The 17623-nt window shown below is 71.0% G+C and carries 20 protein-coding genes and 1 pseudogene; 4 read left to right on the top strand and 17 right to left on the bottom strand.

Annotated elements, in window-relative coordinates; all coding sequences use genetic code 11:
* The 5 genes from ACFV3R_RS10145 to ACFV3R_RS10125 form a co-directional block, all read right to left on the bottom strand.
* Positions 1–957 (bottom strand): ATP-binding protein, encoded by a 957-nt coding sequence (locus tag ACFV3R_RS10145; protein WP_385578559.1) that lies wholly within the window; start codon positions 955–957, stop codon positions 1–3.
* Positions 912–1493 carry a hypothetical protein gene (locus ACFV3R_RS10140; protein WP_385578556.1) on the bottom strand — a complete coding sequence of 194 codons (582 nt, stop codon included), beginning with the start codon at positions 1491–1493 and terminating at the stop codon, positions 912–914. Before ACFV3R_RS10140 ends, ACFV3R_RS10145 begins: the two co-directional genes overlap by 46 nt.
* Before the next feature lie 520 nt (positions 1494–2013).
* Entirely contained in the window at positions 2014–2538 is a 525-nt protein-coding gene (locus ACFV3R_RS10135) for a hypothetical protein (protein ID WP_385578553.1), read from the bottom strand.
* A gap of 311 nt (positions 2539–2849) precedes the next feature.
* Entirely contained in the window at positions 2850–3824 is a 975-nt protein-coding gene (locus ACFV3R_RS10130; RefSeq protein WP_385578550.1) for an MBL fold metallo-hydrolase, read from the bottom strand.
* 69 nt (positions 3825–3893) lie between these two features.
* Positions 3894–4769 (bottom strand): helix-turn-helix domain-containing protein, encoded by an 876-nt coding sequence (locus ACFV3R_RS10125; protein WP_385578548.1) that lies wholly within the window; start codon positions 4767–4769, stop codon positions 3894–3896.
* 236 nt (positions 4770–5005) lie between these two features.
* On the opposite strand from ACFV3R_RS10125, the pseudogene ACFV3R_RS10120 reads away from it, so the two are divergent.
* The 4 genes and pseudogenes from ACFV3R_RS10120 to ACFV3R_RS10105 all read left to right on the top strand — a co-directional run.
* Positions 5006–5146, top strand: a pseudogene (locus tag ACFV3R_RS10120) (helix-turn-helix domain-containing protein); the annotation flags it as partial.
* A 192-nt stretch (positions 5147–5338) separates the two neighbouring features.
* Positions 5339–5737, top strand: coding sequence for a hypothetical protein (locus ACFV3R_RS10115; RefSeq protein WP_385579156.1), 399 nt, complete (start codon positions 5339–5341; stop codon positions 5735–5737).
* A 44-nt stretch (positions 5738–5781) separates the two neighbouring features.
* Complete coding sequence (locus ACFV3R_RS10110; protein WP_385578545.1) at positions 5782–6486, top strand: beta-ketoacyl-ACP reductase; 705 nt, start codon at positions 5782–5784, stop codon at positions 6484–6486.
* Positions 6487–6868: 382 nt separating this feature from the next.
* Positions 6869–8029, top strand: a complete 1161-nt coding sequence (locus tag ACFV3R_RS10105) for a hypothetical protein (RefSeq protein ID WP_385578542.1) — start codon at positions 6869–6871, stop codon at positions 8027–8029.
* Between the two features lie 14 nt (positions 8030–8043).
* Here ACFV3R_RS10105 and ACFV3R_RS10100 read toward each other — a convergent pair whose 3' ends face one another.
* The 12 genes from ACFV3R_RS10100 to ACFV3R_RS10045 form a co-directional block, all read right to left on the bottom strand.
* On the bottom strand, positions 8044–8424 hold the full coding sequence (locus ACFV3R_RS10100) for a hypothetical protein (protein WP_385578540.1): 381 nt from the start codon (positions 8422–8424) through the stop codon (positions 8044–8046).
* A gap of 381 nt (positions 8425–8805) precedes the next feature.
* Positions 8806–9513, bottom strand: coding sequence for an HNH endonuclease family protein (locus ACFV3R_RS10095; RefSeq protein ID WP_385578538.1), 708 nt, complete (start codon positions 9511–9513; stop codon positions 8806–8808).
* Positions 9514–9611: 98 nt separating this feature from the next.
* Entirely contained in the window at positions 9612–10604 is a 993-nt protein-coding gene (locus ACFV3R_RS10090; RefSeq protein ID WP_385578536.1) for a hypothetical protein, read from the bottom strand.
* 138 nt (positions 10605–10742) lie between these two features.
* Positions 10743–11099 carry a hypothetical protein gene (locus ACFV3R_RS10085; RefSeq protein WP_385578533.1) on the bottom strand — a complete coding sequence of 119 codons (357 nt, stop codon included), beginning with the start codon at positions 11097–11099 and terminating at the stop codon, positions 10743–10745.
* Between the two features lie 72 nt (positions 11100–11171).
* Positions 11172–11558, bottom strand: a complete 387-nt coding sequence (locus ACFV3R_RS10080; protein WP_385578530.1) for a hypothetical protein — start codon at positions 11556–11558, stop codon at positions 11172–11174.
* A gap of 45 nt (positions 11559–11603) precedes the next feature.
* A complete protein-coding gene (locus ACFV3R_RS10075; RefSeq protein WP_385578527.1) occupies positions 11604–12233 on the bottom strand; it encodes a TetR/AcrR family transcriptional regulator in 630 nt (209 codons plus the stop codon).
* 96 nt (positions 12234–12329) lie between these two features.
* Positions 12330–13094 (bottom strand): hypothetical protein, encoded by a 765-nt coding sequence (locus ACFV3R_RS10070; RefSeq protein WP_385578524.1) that lies wholly within the window; start codon positions 13092–13094, stop codon positions 12330–12332.
* A 69-nt stretch (positions 13095–13163) separates the two neighbouring features.
* Entirely contained in the window at positions 13164–13631 is a 468-nt protein-coding gene (locus ACFV3R_RS10065; protein WP_385578521.1) for a hypothetical protein, read from the bottom strand.
* Positions 13632–13733: 102 nt separating this feature from the next.
* A complete protein-coding gene (locus tag ACFV3R_RS10060) occupies positions 13734–15524 on the bottom strand; it encodes a hypothetical protein (RefSeq protein ID WP_385578518.1) in 1791 nt (596 codons plus the stop codon).
* A gap of 183 nt (positions 15525–15707) precedes the next feature.
* Positions 15708–16118: a hypothetical protein gene (locus ACFV3R_RS10055; protein ID WP_385578515.1), complete on the bottom strand. Its 411-nt coding sequence runs from the start codon at positions 16116–16118 to the stop codon at positions 15708–15710.
* 50 nt (positions 16119–16168) lie between these two features.
* Positions 16169–17056: a hypothetical protein gene (locus ACFV3R_RS10050; protein WP_385578512.1), complete on the bottom strand. Its 888-nt coding sequence runs from the start codon at positions 17054–17056 to the stop codon at positions 16169–16171.
* Positions 17053–17610, bottom strand: coding sequence for a hypothetical protein (locus ACFV3R_RS10045; RefSeq protein ID WP_385578509.1), 558 nt, complete (start codon positions 17608–17610; stop codon positions 17053–17055). The genes ACFV3R_RS10050 and ACFV3R_RS10045 overlap by 4 nt, the downstream gene beginning before the upstream one ends.
* Between the last annotated feature and the right edge of the window lie 13 nt (positions 17611–17623).

Here is a 17623-nt window from a genome sequence, read left to right as displayed (position 1 = left end):
CTAGTTGACGACCTGCAGCTCGCCGACGCGCGCTGTGGTGGTGGACGTACGGACCTCGTCGGGGAGCGTTCCGCCTTCGCCGGTCGAGGCCTGCCAGGTGATCTCCCACGAACTGGTCGCGGTGATGGTGAACTTGCCGCCCGGCTTGCCGGTGGAGACCTTCGTGTAGCGGTAGCCGCAGTCCGGCGAGGACTTGCCGCCGTAGGACTTCTTGTACGGCGTGCCGGCGGTGGTGCACGTGACCGAGCCGCCGTCTCCCATGGAGTACGTGATCTTGGTGACGCGGGCGGTGGCGGTCACGGACAGCCCCGGGACGGCAGCGGTGGCGCTGTTGGGCCCCCAGGTGGTGTCGCTCTTGTTGTTCCACAGCCACACGGGCATCCCGACCAGGCCCGGCTTGCCGGGGCCGGGGGAGGAGCCGATGTCGGCACCGCGCAGGGTCATCTTGTCCCGTGCCTGGCGCGCGAGTTCGGCCGGGTCGGGCAGGATCGTGGGCGGCGGCGTGGTCAGCCAGACCGTGCCGCCTACGTCGTTGACGATGCAGTCCTTCTGGTAGAAGGCGCCCGGGCCGCTGGTGTCGGCACCGTTCATGTCGGTGTGGCCGGGCCCGGACGGCGGCTGCGGGTCCATCAGCTGGTAGAAGCAGCGGTCCTTGGGGTTGTACCCGGGGATGCAGGGGATCTCGGTGTCGTCGACGAGCTTGCACATCCCGTCGCCCTTGCCGCTGCTGCCCTTGCCGCCACCGCTGCCGCCTTGTTGGGACCCGCCGTGGCCCGGCTTGCCGGAGGTGCCGGCGTCGACGCACACATCCACGTCCGAACAGCCGTGGGCGCCCCCGCCGGCGTAGGCCAGGCCGGCGGGCAGCAGGGCGAACAGGACGGCGAGCGCACCCGTTACGCGGGCACCGCGTATCAGCAGCCCTTCGTTCGGTCTGCCGTGATCTTCGTGATGAGCCATGTGTCGCCCTCCAGCGTGGCTTGGGACGTGACGGGGTACTTCAGGCGCTGCTTGGCCAGCTCAACGGGCTTGCCGGAGCTGGTGTAGACGGGCTTCCACTTGGTCGCATCGAAGCAGTCGCTCAGCGTGGCGGTCTTCTTCTTCGTGTCGACGGAGGTGACCTCGGGGTCCGTCTGGGGCTGGCCGGTGAACTTGATGCCCATCGACCTGTTGCGCAGGACGGACTTCTTCAGGTCGGCCGCGGCGTCACCCTTGGCGTACTTGGCCAGGTCCTGGGTGTGCAGATCGCCGTCTTCGGCCATCTTGACCTGAATGTCGCGCATGTTGTTGTACGCGGCGAGAACTTCGTCCTTGGCTGCCTGGTCCGGGTCGCTGGAGGGCGACTTGGACGCCGCCGCGGTGGCGGAGGGCGCGGACGAGGTGCTCTTGGAATCACCGGAGCCGCAGCCGGCCAGCACAGTGGCGGCCACAGTGCAGGCGAGCACCGATCCGGTCAGGCGCAGGACGCGAATGCGGGGCTGGGCGGACGCTGTCATGACGGGTCCCTTTCGGATGTCGGGTGGGCTGGCGTACGGGCCATGCGACGAGGCCGCGGAGAGGTGCTCCTCTACCGCGTCTCGACGGACATGGCTGTGTACGTCGGGCCAGGACCCGGCGAGCTTACGATCACGGCCGGAAGGCAGGTGTCGCGTTCCGGCCGGTCGCAGCGAGAGGGGGCCGCCGATGAAGCGGGGCGCCGCGGGCCGGCGGCAGGTGTGCCCGCGTCCGTCCGGCGCGGGACGGACGCGGTCCTTGTCCGGGAAGCCGTGCGGCGGGCCTGTGCCCGTGAACGGGCCGGACAGGTCTCGGCTTCGGGTGGAGCGGATGTGGCTCCTGTGCGGTTCAACGCGAATTCCCCCTCGCGGTCGGGGACCCCGCGTCTCCCACAACGCGATCGGTCCGAGGCCGATTCTCGGCCAGGGAGATCAAGGGCAGCCAGGCCCGGTTTTTTCCGGTAGACCACGTTCCGGTATATGCCTATGTCCTGGGACAGTTGAATGCATCTAGGCGAAAGCCTCAGGGGCGGACGAGCAGGGCAGGGCCGGTGGCGCGCAGGGCCTTGGCGGCCGCGTAACGGTCAGGTCCGGTGATGGCCGTAAGTCGCCGTTCAACGAAGGTGCTGGAGGGATGGCCGGGGCCGAAGACCGAGGGCATCAGCGTCAGGAGGGCGGTGCCGGTCCGCACGGCCTCGGTCGCGTCGGTGACCGTGAGCCAGCTGGCGGCGGCGTTGCGGGCCTGCCGCAGGATCTGGCGGTGCCCGGCGGGCAGGATCCGCTGCCATCCCGCGGTGGCCTGCACCGCGGTTTCGGTGGCGGTTGCCGGATGCCCGGCGAGCTGGGCGCAGTAGGCGACGAGCTCGAGGGCGTGGAGGGCATAGGGGTGCAGGGGGCCGTAGCTGTCGGCGAGTTCGGTGCTGATCAGGCGAGCCCGGGCCAGAGCGCTGGCCGGTTGGCCGGCGCGGGCGGCGTCCCGAACGGAGTTGACGCGTGGGGCGAGGAACTCGGGGACGGGGGCGGGAACGGGAAGGGGTACGGAGGGCATGAACTCTCCCTGGAGCGGGACGGCTGCGAGCGGGTGCCGCCGCCGGGGGGCCGGCGGCGGCATCCGGAATCGAGTCCAGCAACAGCTGCTGCTCGACCGCGCACGTCGACGGGCGTGGGAGGGCCCTCGGTGCCTGGGCGGCGCTCCCCCGTGCGTGCACGGCGCGCCGACGCCAGTAGTCGACCGCGCCGGCTGGTGCCAGGGCAAGCCGGACCGGCCTGGGGAGCAGTTCATATTTCAATGACCGGAATGAAGGCGGGGCCTGTTTCGCCAGCCGGAACAGTGCAAGAAGCGAGCAGGGCTCGGGAGGTTCACACGTTCGGCGGCTCAGCGGACGAGCGGTCCCAGGCGATGCGAGCGGCGTGGTCCATGAGTTCCAGCAGGTCCGGTGCGGCCGGGTCCTTGTCGAGGTGGCGATACTCCGTGCTCAGGGAGATCGCGAGGCGCTCGGGCAGGCCCAGGCCGGTGTAGCGGTCTTCCTTGATCAGGATGCGGGCCGCCTCGACGGCGGTCCGGCCCTGGCCGTGCATCAGGTAGGCCTGGTCTGCGAGGTCGTCGAGGTAGTCGACGTACGCCTTGAGATCCTCGGGGCGCATCAGCGGCCCGTGGCCCGGCACGATCCACTCGGGGTCAAGCGCGAGGATCCGGGAGCAGGCGTCGGAGACGCGCTCCAGGGGGCCGGCCCAGTGCGAGGGGTGGTCGCCGGAGAAGACGATGTCGCCGGCGAAGACGATCCGCTGCTCGGGGAGATGGACGATCAGATCGCCGACGGTGTGGGCCGGACCCACCTCGTGCAGTTCCACGGGTATGGAGCCGACCACGAGGTCGCGGCGTCCGCTGAAAGTGTCAGTCGGCGGGAGGACCTCGATGCCGGTGAAGTCGAACTTGCCGAAGTGCTGGCGGAAATACCAGCCCAGGGGCTGGCCGGGGTCGGTGTCACGGGTGAGGGTCTGCAGCTGCTGGGGGGTCGGCTCCAGGCACTGGTGCTCCAGGGCGGCCCGTGTGGCGAGGATCTCGGCCTCCGCCAGCCGCTGCAGCCCCCAGGTGTGGTCCCCGTTGGCGTGGGTGACGGCGACCCGGTCCAGCCGGGTGCCGGGAGCGGCACTTGCGCGTGCGGCGTCCAGGAACGCGTCGGTCAGGGCCGGCGTGTAGGGGGTGTCGACGAGCAGGGCCTCGCCCTGGGAGGTGATCAGGCCGCAGTTGGCCAGGCCCCAGGTGGAGGACTGCTGAGGGAGCCACCCGAAAACGCCGGGAGCGATCTGTCTCATGTCAGGTGCAAGTGCCATGGGCATGGATTGTGGGTGCTGGGCGGCCCGGCGGCAATCGTGGCCGCCGGGCCGCGGCAACACGGCGGGTCAGGGACGGGTGGGTTCGAACACCAGGAAGAAGAACCGGGCACCGGGGCTGCCGAACGGCTGCGCCGCGCACATGGTGACGTTGCCCAGCTGGGAGGGGGCGTGCCGCTCGCAGCAGCGGTCCCGGCTGTCGGCGCAGCCCTGCGGGACGGAGTAGCCGGCGTGCCGCATGACCCGGGTGTCGCCGTCGGGGTGGATGTAGGCGATGTTGTGGTTGCGGTAGATCGGGCCGACGACGGGGTCGTCGTTGACCTCCTTGTCGAGCTGCTGGAGGTCTTCGCTCTCGGGGTGCGCAGCCACCGCGGTGCGCAGCTGGGCCGCGACGGGCTCGGCCCACCGCTTCTCCCAGTCGACCAGATGGTGTTCACGCGCGTCCTCCCGCAGGAGCATCCATCGGATCAGGTTCTGCTCGGGCAGACGCGGTGTCGTGCCCGGCTCCTGCGGGAACATCGCGATGAAGTCGTCGTTGGCGGCGAGGACGTTCCAGGCCAGGTCGTTGATGTAGCAGGGCTGCCCGGTGACGTGGTTGACCGCGTGCTGCCAGGCCGGCGCGACGTTGGTGCCCGCCATCGGGTCCATGGGGATGGGCGGCTCGTAGCCCAGCGCGTAGACGTACAGCGCGGTGCGCTCGCGTTCCTCCATGCGCAGCACCCGGGCGACGCTGTCGAGGAACTCCGGCTTCGGCGCCTCCATGTCGCCGCGCTCCAGGACCGCGTAGGTGCGCTCGCTCACGAACAGCGCCTGGGCCACCTGGGCCTGGGAAAGACCGGGCGAGCGGCGGCCGCGCCCGGTGCGCTTGGGCCAGCCGAGTTCGACGGGGTCTATCTGTCGACGCTTCCATTGCAGCAGCTGCTGCAACGCCTCCTTATTGTTCAACTTTGTACCCTTCCCCGTGGTGCTGTGCCGCTGCGGACGGCGAATTACCGGAAGCCCTCGCTCCTGAAAGTCGCGAACCGGAAAATTCCGAACCTGGTGCGCGGGATCTTGGCCGTGAAGAATCGGCCACCGGATCGAATGCGCGTTGTGGGAGACGTGACGGTCCTCGATTTCGCGAGGGGGAGTTCGCGTTGCTGCATCCCGTTGCCGGACCGTCGGACCGCACTGGCGGCGCCGTGGCGCGCACCATGGCGGTGCTCCGGGCTCTGGTTCGGCTCGGCCCGGGGGAGTATCCCGTGGCCGTGATCGCGGAGTCGGCAGGGCTTCCCGCTGCCACCGCGCATCGATATCTGCAGGCCATGGTGCGAGAGGGAGCCGTTGAACAGCGGGGCCCGCGCGCTGGATATGCGCTGGTCGACGCGCTGCACGGTGCACCCCACTCAACTCTGACTTCCCAGCCGGCGTCGGCTGGACAGCCCTCGCCTGCCGTGAGGGCTGAGCTCGTCACACTACAGTCGAGAACCGGCCAGATCGTATTTGTTTACCGACCGCACCTGATCGGCACTCCGATGAGGATCTGCGCAGATCGGGCATACGGTGCACACGGCAAAGCGCTGCTCACCGAGACCCCGGAGGCACTGCGCGCCCTCGAAGCCGCCCCCCTGCACGCCGACGCTGCCGGTCTGGCGATCCTCGCCTGCCTCGGCTCCCCGAACGACTCCAAGATCGACATTTCTCGCATCCGTGAGGAAGGTCACGCCGTAGGTCCTGCGCCGTTGCCGGGCCGGACCATGATCGCCGCTCCCCTCTGGTACGGATCGGCTGTCGCCGGCTCCGTTGCCCTGCTGGCCGGCGACGCCCAGATGAAGCGGCCCGCGACCTGCGCCCGCTACGTGTCCGCGGTGATGGATGCCGCCGCCGCGATGAGCGGGTGGCTGACCCGTTCGGGAGCCCGCCGGGCGAGCTGATTGACTGCACAGCACCGCAAAGCACCACAGAAAGGCACCACCTCGTGTCCCGTTCAGTCCTGATCACCGGCGGCAACCGCGGCATAGGCCTGGCCATCGCCCGGCACCTCGCCGACGCCGGAGACCGCGTCGCCGTGACCTACCGCTCGGGCGAGCCCCCCGAGGGCCTGCTCGGCGTCCGCTGCGACATCACCGACACCGAACAGGTCGACCTCGCCTTCAAGCAGGTCGAAGAGCAGCACGGCCCCGTCGAGGTCCTCATCGCCAACGCTGGCATCACCAAGGACCAGCTGCTGATGCGCATGACCGAGGACGACTTCACCTCGGTCCTCGACACCAACCTCACCGGCGCCTTCCGCGTCACCAAGCGGGCCACCCGCGGCATGCTCCGCGCGAAGAAGGGCCGCGTGGTCTTCATCTCCTCCGCCGTCGCCCTGCGCGGCGAGAGCGGCCAGGCCAACTACGCCGCCTCCAAGGCCGGCCTCGTCGGCTTCGCCCGCTCCATGGCCCGCGAGCTCGGCTCCCGGGGCATCACCTTCAACGTCGTTGCCCCCGGCCTCACCGAGACCGCGATGAGCCAGCAGCTGAGCGAGGATCAGCTCGAGAACCTCAAGAGCCAGATCCCGCTGGGCCGTCTCGCCCGCCCCGAGGAGATAGCGGCGACCGTCGCGTTCCTCACCTCCGACCAGGCCTCCTACATCACCGGTGCCGTGGTGCCCGTCGACGGCGGCGCGGGCATGGGCCACTGACCTCCCTGACCGCCCGACCCCAGGAGCCCGATGCGCGCATGACCTGACAGTGGGGCAGTCCCCTCGCGGCTGCCCCGCGGCGGCAAGCCACCCGGTGTGTCCAGCACCTCGGCCTGCCCCGCCGCACTTCTGCCACCACCCGGCGGGTGTCCAGCCCGCCCGGTGAAGAACCCGGTCCACGACCGGGCAACACCGCCCCTGCCAGGGCGGATCTCTTGGTTCCCGAAGAACCCGGCCCCACCGAGACGGGGCCGTCGCATGCCCGAAAGGAGGGCGTGCCCTGCCCATGATGCAGCATGCCCGCGCGCCGGTCCAAGAAGCCGACGCCCCGCCGCACCCACCGCGCGGACAACCCCGAATATCCACGAACAACCTGTTTGTGTTGATCCGCGCGCACGCCGACCAGGAGATCGGCACCACCGCGTCCCGCCGCTGCCGGCGCGGCGACTTCCTGCGCGCAGCCACCTGGGCGATCGCCGAGGGCCTGCACCCGAAGGCCGGCGACACCACACTGCGCGTCGCACGCGACCTTGCCGCGCGCCTGAACGCCGACGGACACGTCGCCTACTGCCGCGAGGCCATGTGGCGGCGCCTCGGCATCAGCCGCCGCACCCTGGAACGGCACATTGCCGTGCTGCGCGAACTCGGCCTGCTCGTCTGGGCCGTTCACGGCAGCCGCACCAACACCCGCCCCGCAGGCAGCGGCGAATGGGCGGGCACCGCCACCATCTACGCCGCCGTCGTGCCCCGAGCCTGGGACACCGCCCTCGGCCACCGCATCAGCGGCCACGGCTACCACGCCCGCCACATCGGATACACCGACCACGGCCGCGCGATGGCCATCGCCGACGCCCGTCGCCGTACCACCGGCCACGGCCGCCGTGACACCCCTTCCTGTAGGTCCAACCACCCACGTCCTACAGCTGAGGTAGAGAGAAGGAAGAACAACACCCGTACGCCGCGACGGCGTCGGCACACCCGCCCGCCCACGCGCCGCCACGACGTCCCGGAGCCCTACCGGGCCACCCCCGACCAGGCCGCCCACGCGGTGTCCGTCGCTGCCTGGATCCGCCCCCGGGTGCCCTGGACCCAGGCCGAGGGCCTGCGCCGGCTCGCCTTCGCCCTGCGGCCCTGGATCGCTGCCGGCCGCTCGGCCGCGGACATCGCTGCCGAGCTCCTCGCATGGCGCGTGCCTCGCCGACCCGCCTCCCCGGCCGCCTTGATCATGGCCCGCTGGCGAGAGCGCGCCGAGCACCTTGTCCCGGCCGGCATCGATGCCTCCGGTCCGGCCGCAGCGGCGTCGGCGGTTCCGCCCAACCAGGCCTTCCGGAACGCCATGGAGCTCCTGCGCGCCCGCCTGCACGCCCGGCACCTGCCCACTGGGCCGGCGGCGCCTGATCCGCCGGCCTTCGTCATCCGCGACCGCATCCTCGCCTCCCTGGCCGAGGCCGAGCGTGCCTGGCGTGCCCGCACACCTGAAAAGTGCCGCACCCTCGCGGAGTGGGAGGCCGTCTGCGACGCAAGGGAACGATCCCCGTGGTGACCGGCACGCCTGCCTCACGACCGCGCCGACGAAGCGGAGGCGCTGTCCGCCCCCACTGCTCCCTGCGGCTTTGCGCCGCCTTCGCCGCTCTCGCCGGCGCGTGGGCGGCGCGACCGGACCAAAGCCCGCAGCGTCCGCCACACGGCACGCACCAGCCGCCCCAGGGCGAACAGGGCACAGCACACCGCCCCCAGACTCGCGACCAGACGCACTGTTCGTTCCAGCCAGTCGGGCCACTGCAGAAACCCGACGGTCAGCGTCGTACCGATCAGGCTCAGGCTGAGCACCATGAGAACGCCGCAGTGCCCGAGCACCCCATAGGCGCGCTTGAGTTCCGCGTAGACGTCCGGGTTCTCGTCCCGCCACCGGGGACGCTGGTCGTGGCTACCGCGCATATTCCTCGCCCTTCCGCGTACTGTTTTCCGTGTCATCGCTTTGCGCACCGCGCAGAACAACCCGGGCATGGCGCAACCCATGGCCGAGTTCCTCCAGTTGCTCTCGCACCTCGTCGAGCGAGGCGCGTGAGGTCAACCCCTCTGGCAGGCCCGGTCCGGGGGCGGGAAGAGGCGACAGGGCGGGCTCCGCGTGGATCGCGGATCGACGGCCTCCTCCTGCCGCTCCACCTCGACGGCCTGCTCGACCAGCAGCGTCACGCTCCGGCACCATCAGGTCCGTGTCCTCCGGCGCGTCCCACAGTTGGCGAACCGCTACCCGAAGGGCGTACTCCCAGCGGCCGGAGTCGCCGCTGAAGGGCAGGGGAAACGGCGCCAGGCCCGTCATCGGCCTGCCTCGCCGTGGCCGGCGTCCGGGCAGGACTGCAGAGCCGTCCGCTCCGCGGAGGACACCGAGAGCCGGTACTTGGCCTTCACCTTCACCTGTGCGGCGGCGTACCAGCAACGGGCGCTGCTGCGCGGCGGCATCCAGGCGGAGGCGTCCTTGGCGCCCTTGCCGGCGTTTGTCGGACCGTCGCTAGAAACTAGATTATCCGGGTCGTTGGCCAGGTCCAGCCGCTGCCCGGCGCTCAGCTGGCGGGCTCCGGACTGCCAGGCGAGGGCCAAGGGCACGATGTGGTCGATCTGCACCGCCAGCGAGGTTCCGGGGCCGCGGTGGAAGCGAATGGTCTTGCCGGTGTACCGGTCGTGCAGGACGCCGGAAAGGACGGTGCACCCGTCCTTGGCCCGCACCACGTCGGCCAGGTCGCGGGCCAAGACGTCCTGGCGGGTCGGGCAGTGGTTGTGCGAGAGGGCGACGGTGCCGTCGTCGCTCCAGGCCGGACCGAACGCTTGACGGCTGTAGCCGGCCAGGGATCCGTGGGGCTTGACCGGCAAGGTCTCCAGCTGCGCCAGGGCGGGTGCCGCCGCAACGCCGGCGGGGGCGGGTGCCGCCTCGGCGCTGGAGGGCGCAGTGTTCAGCGGGCCGCAGGCGGAAGCGAGCAGCGCGGAGACGATCGTGAAGCCGGCGGCGAGAAGGCGACGAGGGGCCATGGTGAGTTCCTGTTCGTGTCGTAAGGGAGCGCCGTCGCCTGCTACAGGTGCGAGGACGGGGTCTGGTGTGACAGGCCGCCCGGATTTCCTGCGAAGGGTCAACCGAGACGGCCCTGGAAGGTGAGGCGGGAGCCGTCCGCGGCGACGGCCTCGATGGTCACCGGGCCGTCGGCGGCGGCCGCGGGGATGCGGAAGCCGACGGTCTGGGTGGCGGTGCGGTGCGGCGCGATGGCGGCGTCGTGGTATCCGTACGCCGGGCGGATGGTGGTGATCAGGTGAAGGTCCTCGCCGGCCAGGACCCGTAGTGTGGTGCCGAGCCCGGGCAACGGGTCGCTGGTGCCGTTGGCCACGCTCAGCTCCAGGCGGGCGCGGCGGGAGGCGCCGCCCTGGCCGGAGAGCGAGACCTCCGACAAGCGCAGCCCGGCGTTCCACTGCCCCAGCGGTGTGACGGCCTCCCGGCGGTCGAGGTCGCCGGGCGCCTGCGCCGGTGAAGGCGCGGCCGGCCGGCCCGGCACGGCGTCTTCGAAGAACAGCAGCTCCGGCTCGGCCAGGCCCTCAGGCGTGGCCTCGACGGTCATGGTGACGCGCTGGCCCTGCGCCTGATCGGGGAGGACCAGACGTACGTCCCGGCTGACGGAGCCGTTCGGGGCTACCCGAACGGGCTCATGCGCCGCGGGCGAGGCGGACGTTGGGCCGGCCGGCATCTCGAGGACCTCGTGGCCGAGATCGCCGTAGCGAATGGTCAAGGCGATCTGCGGAGCCGTCGCGACCTGGGGGCGCGTGTTCGTCACGGTCATCCGGGTCCGGTAGGCGCCCGACCCGGCGGGCGCCTTCGAAGGGCCGGTGCCGGCCGGTAGGCGTTCGAGGCGCTGGAGGGTGACGGTCCAGCTGCCGCCGTCGACGGGCTGCTGTGCTCCCGCCTTCGCGATGCCCTGGGGCAGGTCGGCGGCGGACGTCGGGTGAGACCCGGTGCTGTTCGCGTGGGTGCCCGAGGGGTTGGGCGTGGTGTCGTGGCCGGCGGCGCAGCCGGAGGCGAGGAGCGAGGCGGCGAGCAGCGCGGTGGGCAGGAGTCGGCGCAGTTGAACGGACATGGTTTCCCCTGGTGTCGGATCTTGCTTCTTCGGGCGACGGGGATCCTGCCAAAACGCTGTCGTACGGCGGCTGGTGCAGCTGTGGGCGGCACCGGCCCCCAGCCGTTCGCCTGCTGCTCGCAGCCTGCGGCGGTCAGGTCACAGCGTGATGGGGACGGGGACGAGGAAGTGCTCCTGGTCGCCGAGGCGGATCCGAAGCGGATGGCCGGGCGGCAGCGTGAACAGCCGCTCGTGCACGGCCTCCGCGGAATCGGTTTCACATAGGGCGGGCTCAAGTGCCGTGCGGACGGCGGCGCGAGACGTGTCGGACAGAGGGTGGCGCTCGGCGGTCGCCGCGCACTGGTCGAGCTGCTCATCCGTCAGGTCCGGTCCCCAGCCCTGGCGGAGGGCTTCGAGGGCGACGGCGGGAGCGAGGACCGCCCGGTTGTGATCACGGCAGATGTCGCTGGAGGTTCCCTGCGGCTGGAAGTGGCGAGCGGTGTCGATGGACGTCATGTGTCTTCCGGTAGTTGGACGGGGCGGCCGGGTGGCCGCCCCGTGGGAGGCGGGAGCGGCAGCGCCAGGGGATCAGGTCGTGGCGAGAGGGATCACCATGACGCCGCACGGAAGGTTCATGTCGGACAGCAGCCGGGCAGGCCGGTCTCCCGTCAGGCCCGGACCGCCGGAGTCCAGACGGATGGAACCGAGGCGGGGGCCGCGCGCCGGATAGATGTGGACCGTGGAATCGGGGCTGTTGCGCTCGAAGACGCTCACGGTGGCGTACGCGGCCTGGTGATGAAGGCCGGGGTGCCGCTCGACGACGGCGAGGGAGAGGGCGGCGACGAGTTCGGGGCCAGCCGAGGCGACCGAGAGCGGGAGTACCCGGCGGCGCCAGAGCGGCTGCCTGTGGCGGCCGATGAAGGCGATCACCGCGCCGACGGTGATGCCGATGGCGAATGAGACGAGCTGGAACACGGGTCCCCCCGGTGGTGTGGAGTAGGGCCAGGTGGCAGGTGAGGGTCAGAGCGCGGCGGTAGTCACGGTGGCGAGGACGAGGTGCGCAAGTCCCTCGCGCCGCGCCTTGTTGCTCAGCCCTGCGACGCGCCTGGTGCCCTCGTGCCCGGCTGCTGCTGCGAGTGTCGCTACGAGGTTGTGGGCGACGGCCTTGGGCACCGGGCCGGGTGCCGGGTTCGGCACGATGGTGGCGGTCAGCACGCGGGCCACGGGCTGGGTGACAGCGGCGTACGTCTGCATGAAGCGGTCGTCGCTCTCGGCCGCGACGGCGGTGAGCACCCGCATGACCGGGCGGTGCCGCTTCCAGGTGTCCAGCACCGCGTCGACGAGGCGGGATGCGCCGGGCAAACCGTCGGCCGCCCAGGCGCCGTCCTGGAAGTCGGCAAGGGCAGCCGCCGTGTCGTCGACGAGTGGATCGGCGGCTTCGAGGATGACGTCTTCGACTCCCGCGAAGTACAGGTAGAAGGTCGCCGGGGAGGTGCCCACGTGGAGAGCGATCTCCTTCACCGTCACGTTGCGGTAGGAGCCCGCGTTGAGCAGCTCGATCGTTGCGTCCACGAGCTTCTGGCGGGTCTTGAGGCCGCGCTGTCCAGGGATGCGGCCATCGGCCGAGCGGGTCGCGAGGGAGGTGGTCACAGTCGTCTCCTGAGTCATCACGGGGGGAAGTCGGTCGGGGATGGCGAGGGGGCATCCCCGACTCGCATGACAATCACAGTACATTGTGAAAAGTGACTATGCAACACCACCCTGGGAGCCGGTCATGGACCACGGAGAGGCCACAGGCCTCTGCTCTCGCTTGCACTCCGCGCAATACGGGGCACCGTCCGGCTGGAATCGCCCATGAACAACCTGGTCGTGGCCGTGCCGGCAGACGGGAGCGGGCGAGGCGCCGCCCGTGAGGAACCGGAACTGCTCGCGCAGACGCCGACGTCCGGGCTCGTCCTCGACATGGGCGGGCGCGATGCAATGCGGGTACCCGCACTCCGCCTTGACCTGCCCGACTGGATCCCGACCGGTCCGCTTCCGGAAGGAGACCGCGGCCGGACTGACGGACTTCTCCCGGAAGCGCATGACCGGCGAGCCGCTGCGCGTGCTGCGCTCCCCCGTCCATTCCAGGTGCCCCTCCCCGGCCGGGCGGACGCGGTCGGCCCACTTCTCCTCGGCGGTCGCGTACGTTGGCGGGACGAACCGGATGCCGCTCTCCCTGCGGATACGGCGCACCGCGGCCCGGTCCACGCCCAGTTCCCGAGCGATGGCCTCGCTGCTCATCGCGGCGAGGCGCGCGCGGATCTCCGCGTCCTTCGGATGCTTCCGGGGAGCGCGGCGGCGAATCGTCGCCGGACCGAACCCGCCTTCCGCCCGGCGCCGGGCAATGGTGCGCACGTCCGCGCCCGTGCGCCGCCGGATCTCGGCATCGCGGTACCCCTCGCGCAGCAAGGCGCGGATCTCCGCCTCCTTCGGGTGCGGGCGGGTGTGCCGGTGGCGTTCGCCGGTCATCGGATCGGTTCCCTTCTTCAGTGCCCGTCGACGCGCGGACACGACGGGGTTCGCCGGCCTGGGCCGGGGCTAGGCGTCGGTGCGTGCCGGCCCTGCGGCCTTGAAGTGGGTGTAGGCGTGCGCCGCGATGAACACGGCTGTGCCGGCGAGCGCGAGGTAGTCGGCCGCCGAGCCGCGTGGAACGAGGACGGCCCCGTCACCGCGCAGCAGCACCGCGCAGACCGCGAATGCGGCCGCGACCAGCAGTGCGTCCAGCAGTCCCGCCGCCACACCCCACGCCCGCCGGGCGAAGGACGAACCAGTCTTGAGGACCACCTCGGCTTCGGCCTTCGTCTCACCGGCGGGGCGGGAGACGGTCCAGGTGCGGACGAGGCGGTTCACCTCCCGTGCGATGACAGCGAGCGGGAAGACGAACAGGAGCATCACCGGCTGCTGGAGAAGGACTCCGGCGCCGGCGAGCAGCGCGACCAGGCCGTAGACGGTGTGCAGCGGCTGACAGCGGTGCGCGGGCGCGCAAGAGTTTCGGTCGTCGGACATGGCTCTCCTCGGAGCAAGGGAACGGGCAGATAGAGCCCCGGCCGGATTGCCGGAGCCCGGCGGGCGGGCAGATGCTCTGCCCGCCCGTTCTGGTGCGATGGACTACGCGCTCTCGTCGCGGGAGGAGTGCGCTGCTTCCCGAGCGCGGGCCCGCCGCATCCGGTCGGACCACGGCGCCCCGGCGGGCCCGACGACGTGCTCGGGAATGGTGATCTCGTAGTGCGGGCAGCTCCCGGCCACAGTCGCCTCACGGACTGCGTGCTCATGCGAGTTGGGGCACTGGTCCCGCTCGTGCTCGCCCCTCCAGTACCGGACGGTCAGCTTGCGGCCGGACCCGCTCTCAGCACGCCGCTGGGCCCGGTACCGCTCGCCCGCGTCCGGGTCGACCCACACGGTCGTCACCTGGCCGGAGTCGGTGATACCCCGGCGCCGGTCGGAACGCTGCTCGCGCGGCCTGGCCTCGTGCACCTGCTCGGCCAGGACACGGACCGAGGACCGCTCATGCTGTGTCAGCAGCTCCCACAGGCTGCGGACGTGCCGGATCAGCAGCTCGCTGCGGCCGAGCGGCCCCACGCCGTCCCGGTACCGCTCGGGGTTCTCGGGGTCTCGCAGCCGTGTCTCGGCCTCCACGGTGTCGCCGGGGCGCAGCAGCAACGTGCCGCTGGGGGCGAAGGGCAACTTCAGCAGCGACTCGTCGCACGTCAGGGGGGTCACCCAGGTCCAGGACGCATCCTCTTGCGGAAGGTCCAGCGGGCACGGCCCGCCATCGTCCCCCAGGCGCATCCACCCGTCCTCCGGGCGCGGGGACCAGGGGCCCCACACGTAGCCGACGATGCGTCGGCCGGTGGGGAGCCGGAAGGGGATGTCGAGGAACAACATCCCGCGCGCGGAGGGACGGTGGCGCGGGTCGAACGGTGTGGTGGCCCGCTCGCAGCGCCGCTGCACGCGGCGCAGCGCCATCTCGGCCACGGAGCCGGTGAGCTGGAAAAGGCGGGCAGACGCCGCACGGTCGGCCTCCTGCCGGAGCTGGGTGACGACGGCCTCCGCCAGGTCGCCCGGGTGGTCGTAGGGCGCCAGGGGTTCGCGGCACTCGCGGTACGCCTCGGCCTTCTTCACCGCCCAGTCGACGCTCCGGGAGTGCGCCGCGACATACCGGCGGCGCCAGTTGCGGATGCGGTGCCAGTCCGGCACCGCCCAGGCCGCGCTGCCGGTGTCGGTGAGGCAGTTGGCGAACGGCGTGGCCGACTCGGCGTCCGGCGGCAGCAGTTCGCGAAACCGCTGGACTTCGGACTGGCCTGCGTCGATGACGAAGTCGGGGTTCACGGGCGGCTTCGGGCGGGCGTTGCCGGAGTCCAGGATCAGCTCCTGGTGGACGTCGTCGGGGTCAAGCGCCCACTCCAGACCCGCGAGCTGCCCCAGAACCGCACGGACCGTGTCCCGGTCCTCGGATGTCAGGAAATGAGCGACGAGGAGCTGGACGGTGCGCACCGGGGTGTCCGCCGCCGCGAAGCGCAGCAGACGCTTGAGGAACGAGGCGCCCGCACCCTGCTGTCCGCTGGACAGGACGAGAAGCCCGTTTGCCGCGCGCTCATCCTCCAGCGCCGCGTTCGCCAGGTGCGCGTAGACCTGGCGGAAGACGGCGGCCTCCTCCCGGTGCTCCAAGATGCTGTTCAGCGCGCGCGTCAGCCGGGACACCGCCAACGGGCGGGTGGCTGCCTGGACCGGCGGCCGTACCGTGTCGGCGGCTGCGGCGTGCAGCTCCCGGTAGAGCTGGAACTGAAGCGAACTGATGATCTTGAACTCGCTGTCGGGAACCACCCTCCGCTGCCGGGCGGCAGCGGAGGCACTCGACAGCAGCGCGGAATCCGGCACATCGGGCAGATGCGAGAACAAGGCAACCTCACCTGGGATGACGGAGAGAGGGGGAAGTCGCGGGCGCCGTGCGCCGGGCGATGACATGACAGTACATCGTGAAAAGTGAACATGCAACGTTCGGTTCGCCCCCAAGCCCCTTCAACGTCCGGCAGAGGCCGTGCGCGGAGCACGGGGCCATGGACCGCCGGTGCAGGGGCGCCTTCAGAGACTGTCGGCCGGCGATGTGCCGGATTCGTCGTGCCAGGGCAGATGGATGCGTCGCTCGGGTTCGACGCTCCAGGACAGGTCGGGCAGGAGCCGGCGAACCTGCTCGCAGGCCCAGGGCCAGACCGCGTTCCAAGTCCCCTCCGTGGGTTCGAGCTCCGATACATGCCAGCCCTCGGCGCAGCTGGCCCCCTGCTCGCCCAGCAGATCGGCCAGGTCGGCGAGGGCGAGGTCGTCCGGGAGGCGCTCGCCGGTCTCCTGGCGGCGGCCGTAGCGGTCGTACAGCTTCAGCGCCAGACTCTCGCCGTCGAGGTGGTGGGTGTAGCGGACGCGGAGTACGGACCCTCGGCCTTCCGGGTCGGGAACGGTTGTGCAGACGGCGCGCGGGGGCGTGTTGTTGATGGCCATGGGGGACTCCAGGAGGGCAAAGAGGGCAAGGGGCAAGGGCCGCGGGGGGTTCAGAACGGCCAGAAAGGGGGCCGGGTGCTGGTGTGGTAGAGCACGGGGGCATCCTTCAGGTCGGCGACTGCCTTCTCGGCGCGTCGCTGTACCGATTCCTCCAGCAGCCGCGGGTGGTTCAGCGCGTCGCCGCACGAGACCGTGACATTCCGACCGAGCCGCCACAGCTGGGCGTTGACGGCGCAGCAGGCCGCGTTGAGCGGATCGAGGTCGTTGAGCCACCAGTGAAAGGTGGCCGGGTCGGCGCCGTATACCCGCAGGGCTGCGGCCGCGGCCCGGGCCATCGTGCCGGTTCCGGCAGCGGGCTCGAGGAACAGGTCACCGGGCTTCCGGTCCGTGGCGAAGATGGTCTCGCCGACGTGGTCGGCGGCCATTGCCGGGGTGAAGAACTCCCCAGTGCTCTGCCGCTCGGCGTAGGTGCGCATACGCGTGATCAGAAGACCGAGGATATCGTCCGACTCGGCGCGGGCCACGTCGCTGCAGTACTCCAGCAGCCCTGCCCGCACGAGCACCCGCGCATAGTCGGACAGGCCATGGATGTCGTTCTCGGTCGGTGCGCCGAGCCAGTCGTGCAGCGGGCGTGCTGCTTCCGCGAGATCAGGATCGTAGGTCCTGAAGGTGTTCCATCCTGCTCTGAGCGTGTCCACAAGTCCTTCGTCGCTCAGGGGGATCAGCAGAGGGCCGTAGTCGGGGCCGTCGGGCCGGCTTGGAGCGGCGAGGGCGAGCACGGCGAGGGTGCCGACCGCGATGGCCCGGTCTCCCGAGCCTCCGCGGTTGGCCACCCACCAGGCGTGCGCGGCGTCGGCGATGGCGTGGGCGTGGTCCCGGCCGCGCTCGGGCACCATGAAGCGGCGCATCCCGGCGGGCGGGATGCCATACAGCGTCACGTCGAACTGCCCTGCGTGTGCAGCTCTGCGGCAAGCCGGTCGAGTTCGGCGGAGAACGGGGCGAGCGGGGCGCGTTTGCGACCCATGCGGGACGAGCCGAACGGCCTTTGGAAGTCGGGGTGTCCGGTGGGGTGGAAGTCGGTGTCGATGATCCAGTTCTTGTCGGTCGGCATCCGCGAGAGCCGGAAGGCGGCCTTGTTGCTCAGGCCCTCCATGCTGAACAGCAGGAGTTCGGCGTACAGGCCGGTTGCCCCGCCTGCCGTGTGTTCTCCGATCACCGGCACCACGCCGGTGAAAGCGGTGGGGATGTCGTCGCTGGTGACCGTGACGGTGAATGCCTTGGCCGTGAGCAGGGGCTGGAGGACGGCCTGACCGATCTGGTGAAGGGCGCGCCCGGGGGTGGACGCGACGACATGGGTGGCGAGGCTGAGCGGGTCGTGGGTGATGGTGCTGGACAGGCCGAGCGGGGCGAGAGAGCGCAGCAGTGCCTCACGGCCCAGGGTGGCCAGGTACCAGATCTGCTCGGCGTCGGTGCGGGAGGCAGGAGCGTTCACGGAAGGTGCCCTT

The sequence above is a fragment of the Streptomyces sp. NPDC059740 genome (assembly GCF_042733155.1).
Classification (GTDB): domain Bacteria; phylum Actinomycetota; class Actinomycetes; order Streptomycetales; family Streptomycetaceae; genus Streptomyces.
Note: the sequence above shows the minus strand (reverse complement) of the source record. Positions and strands in the feature narration are given on the sequence as shown.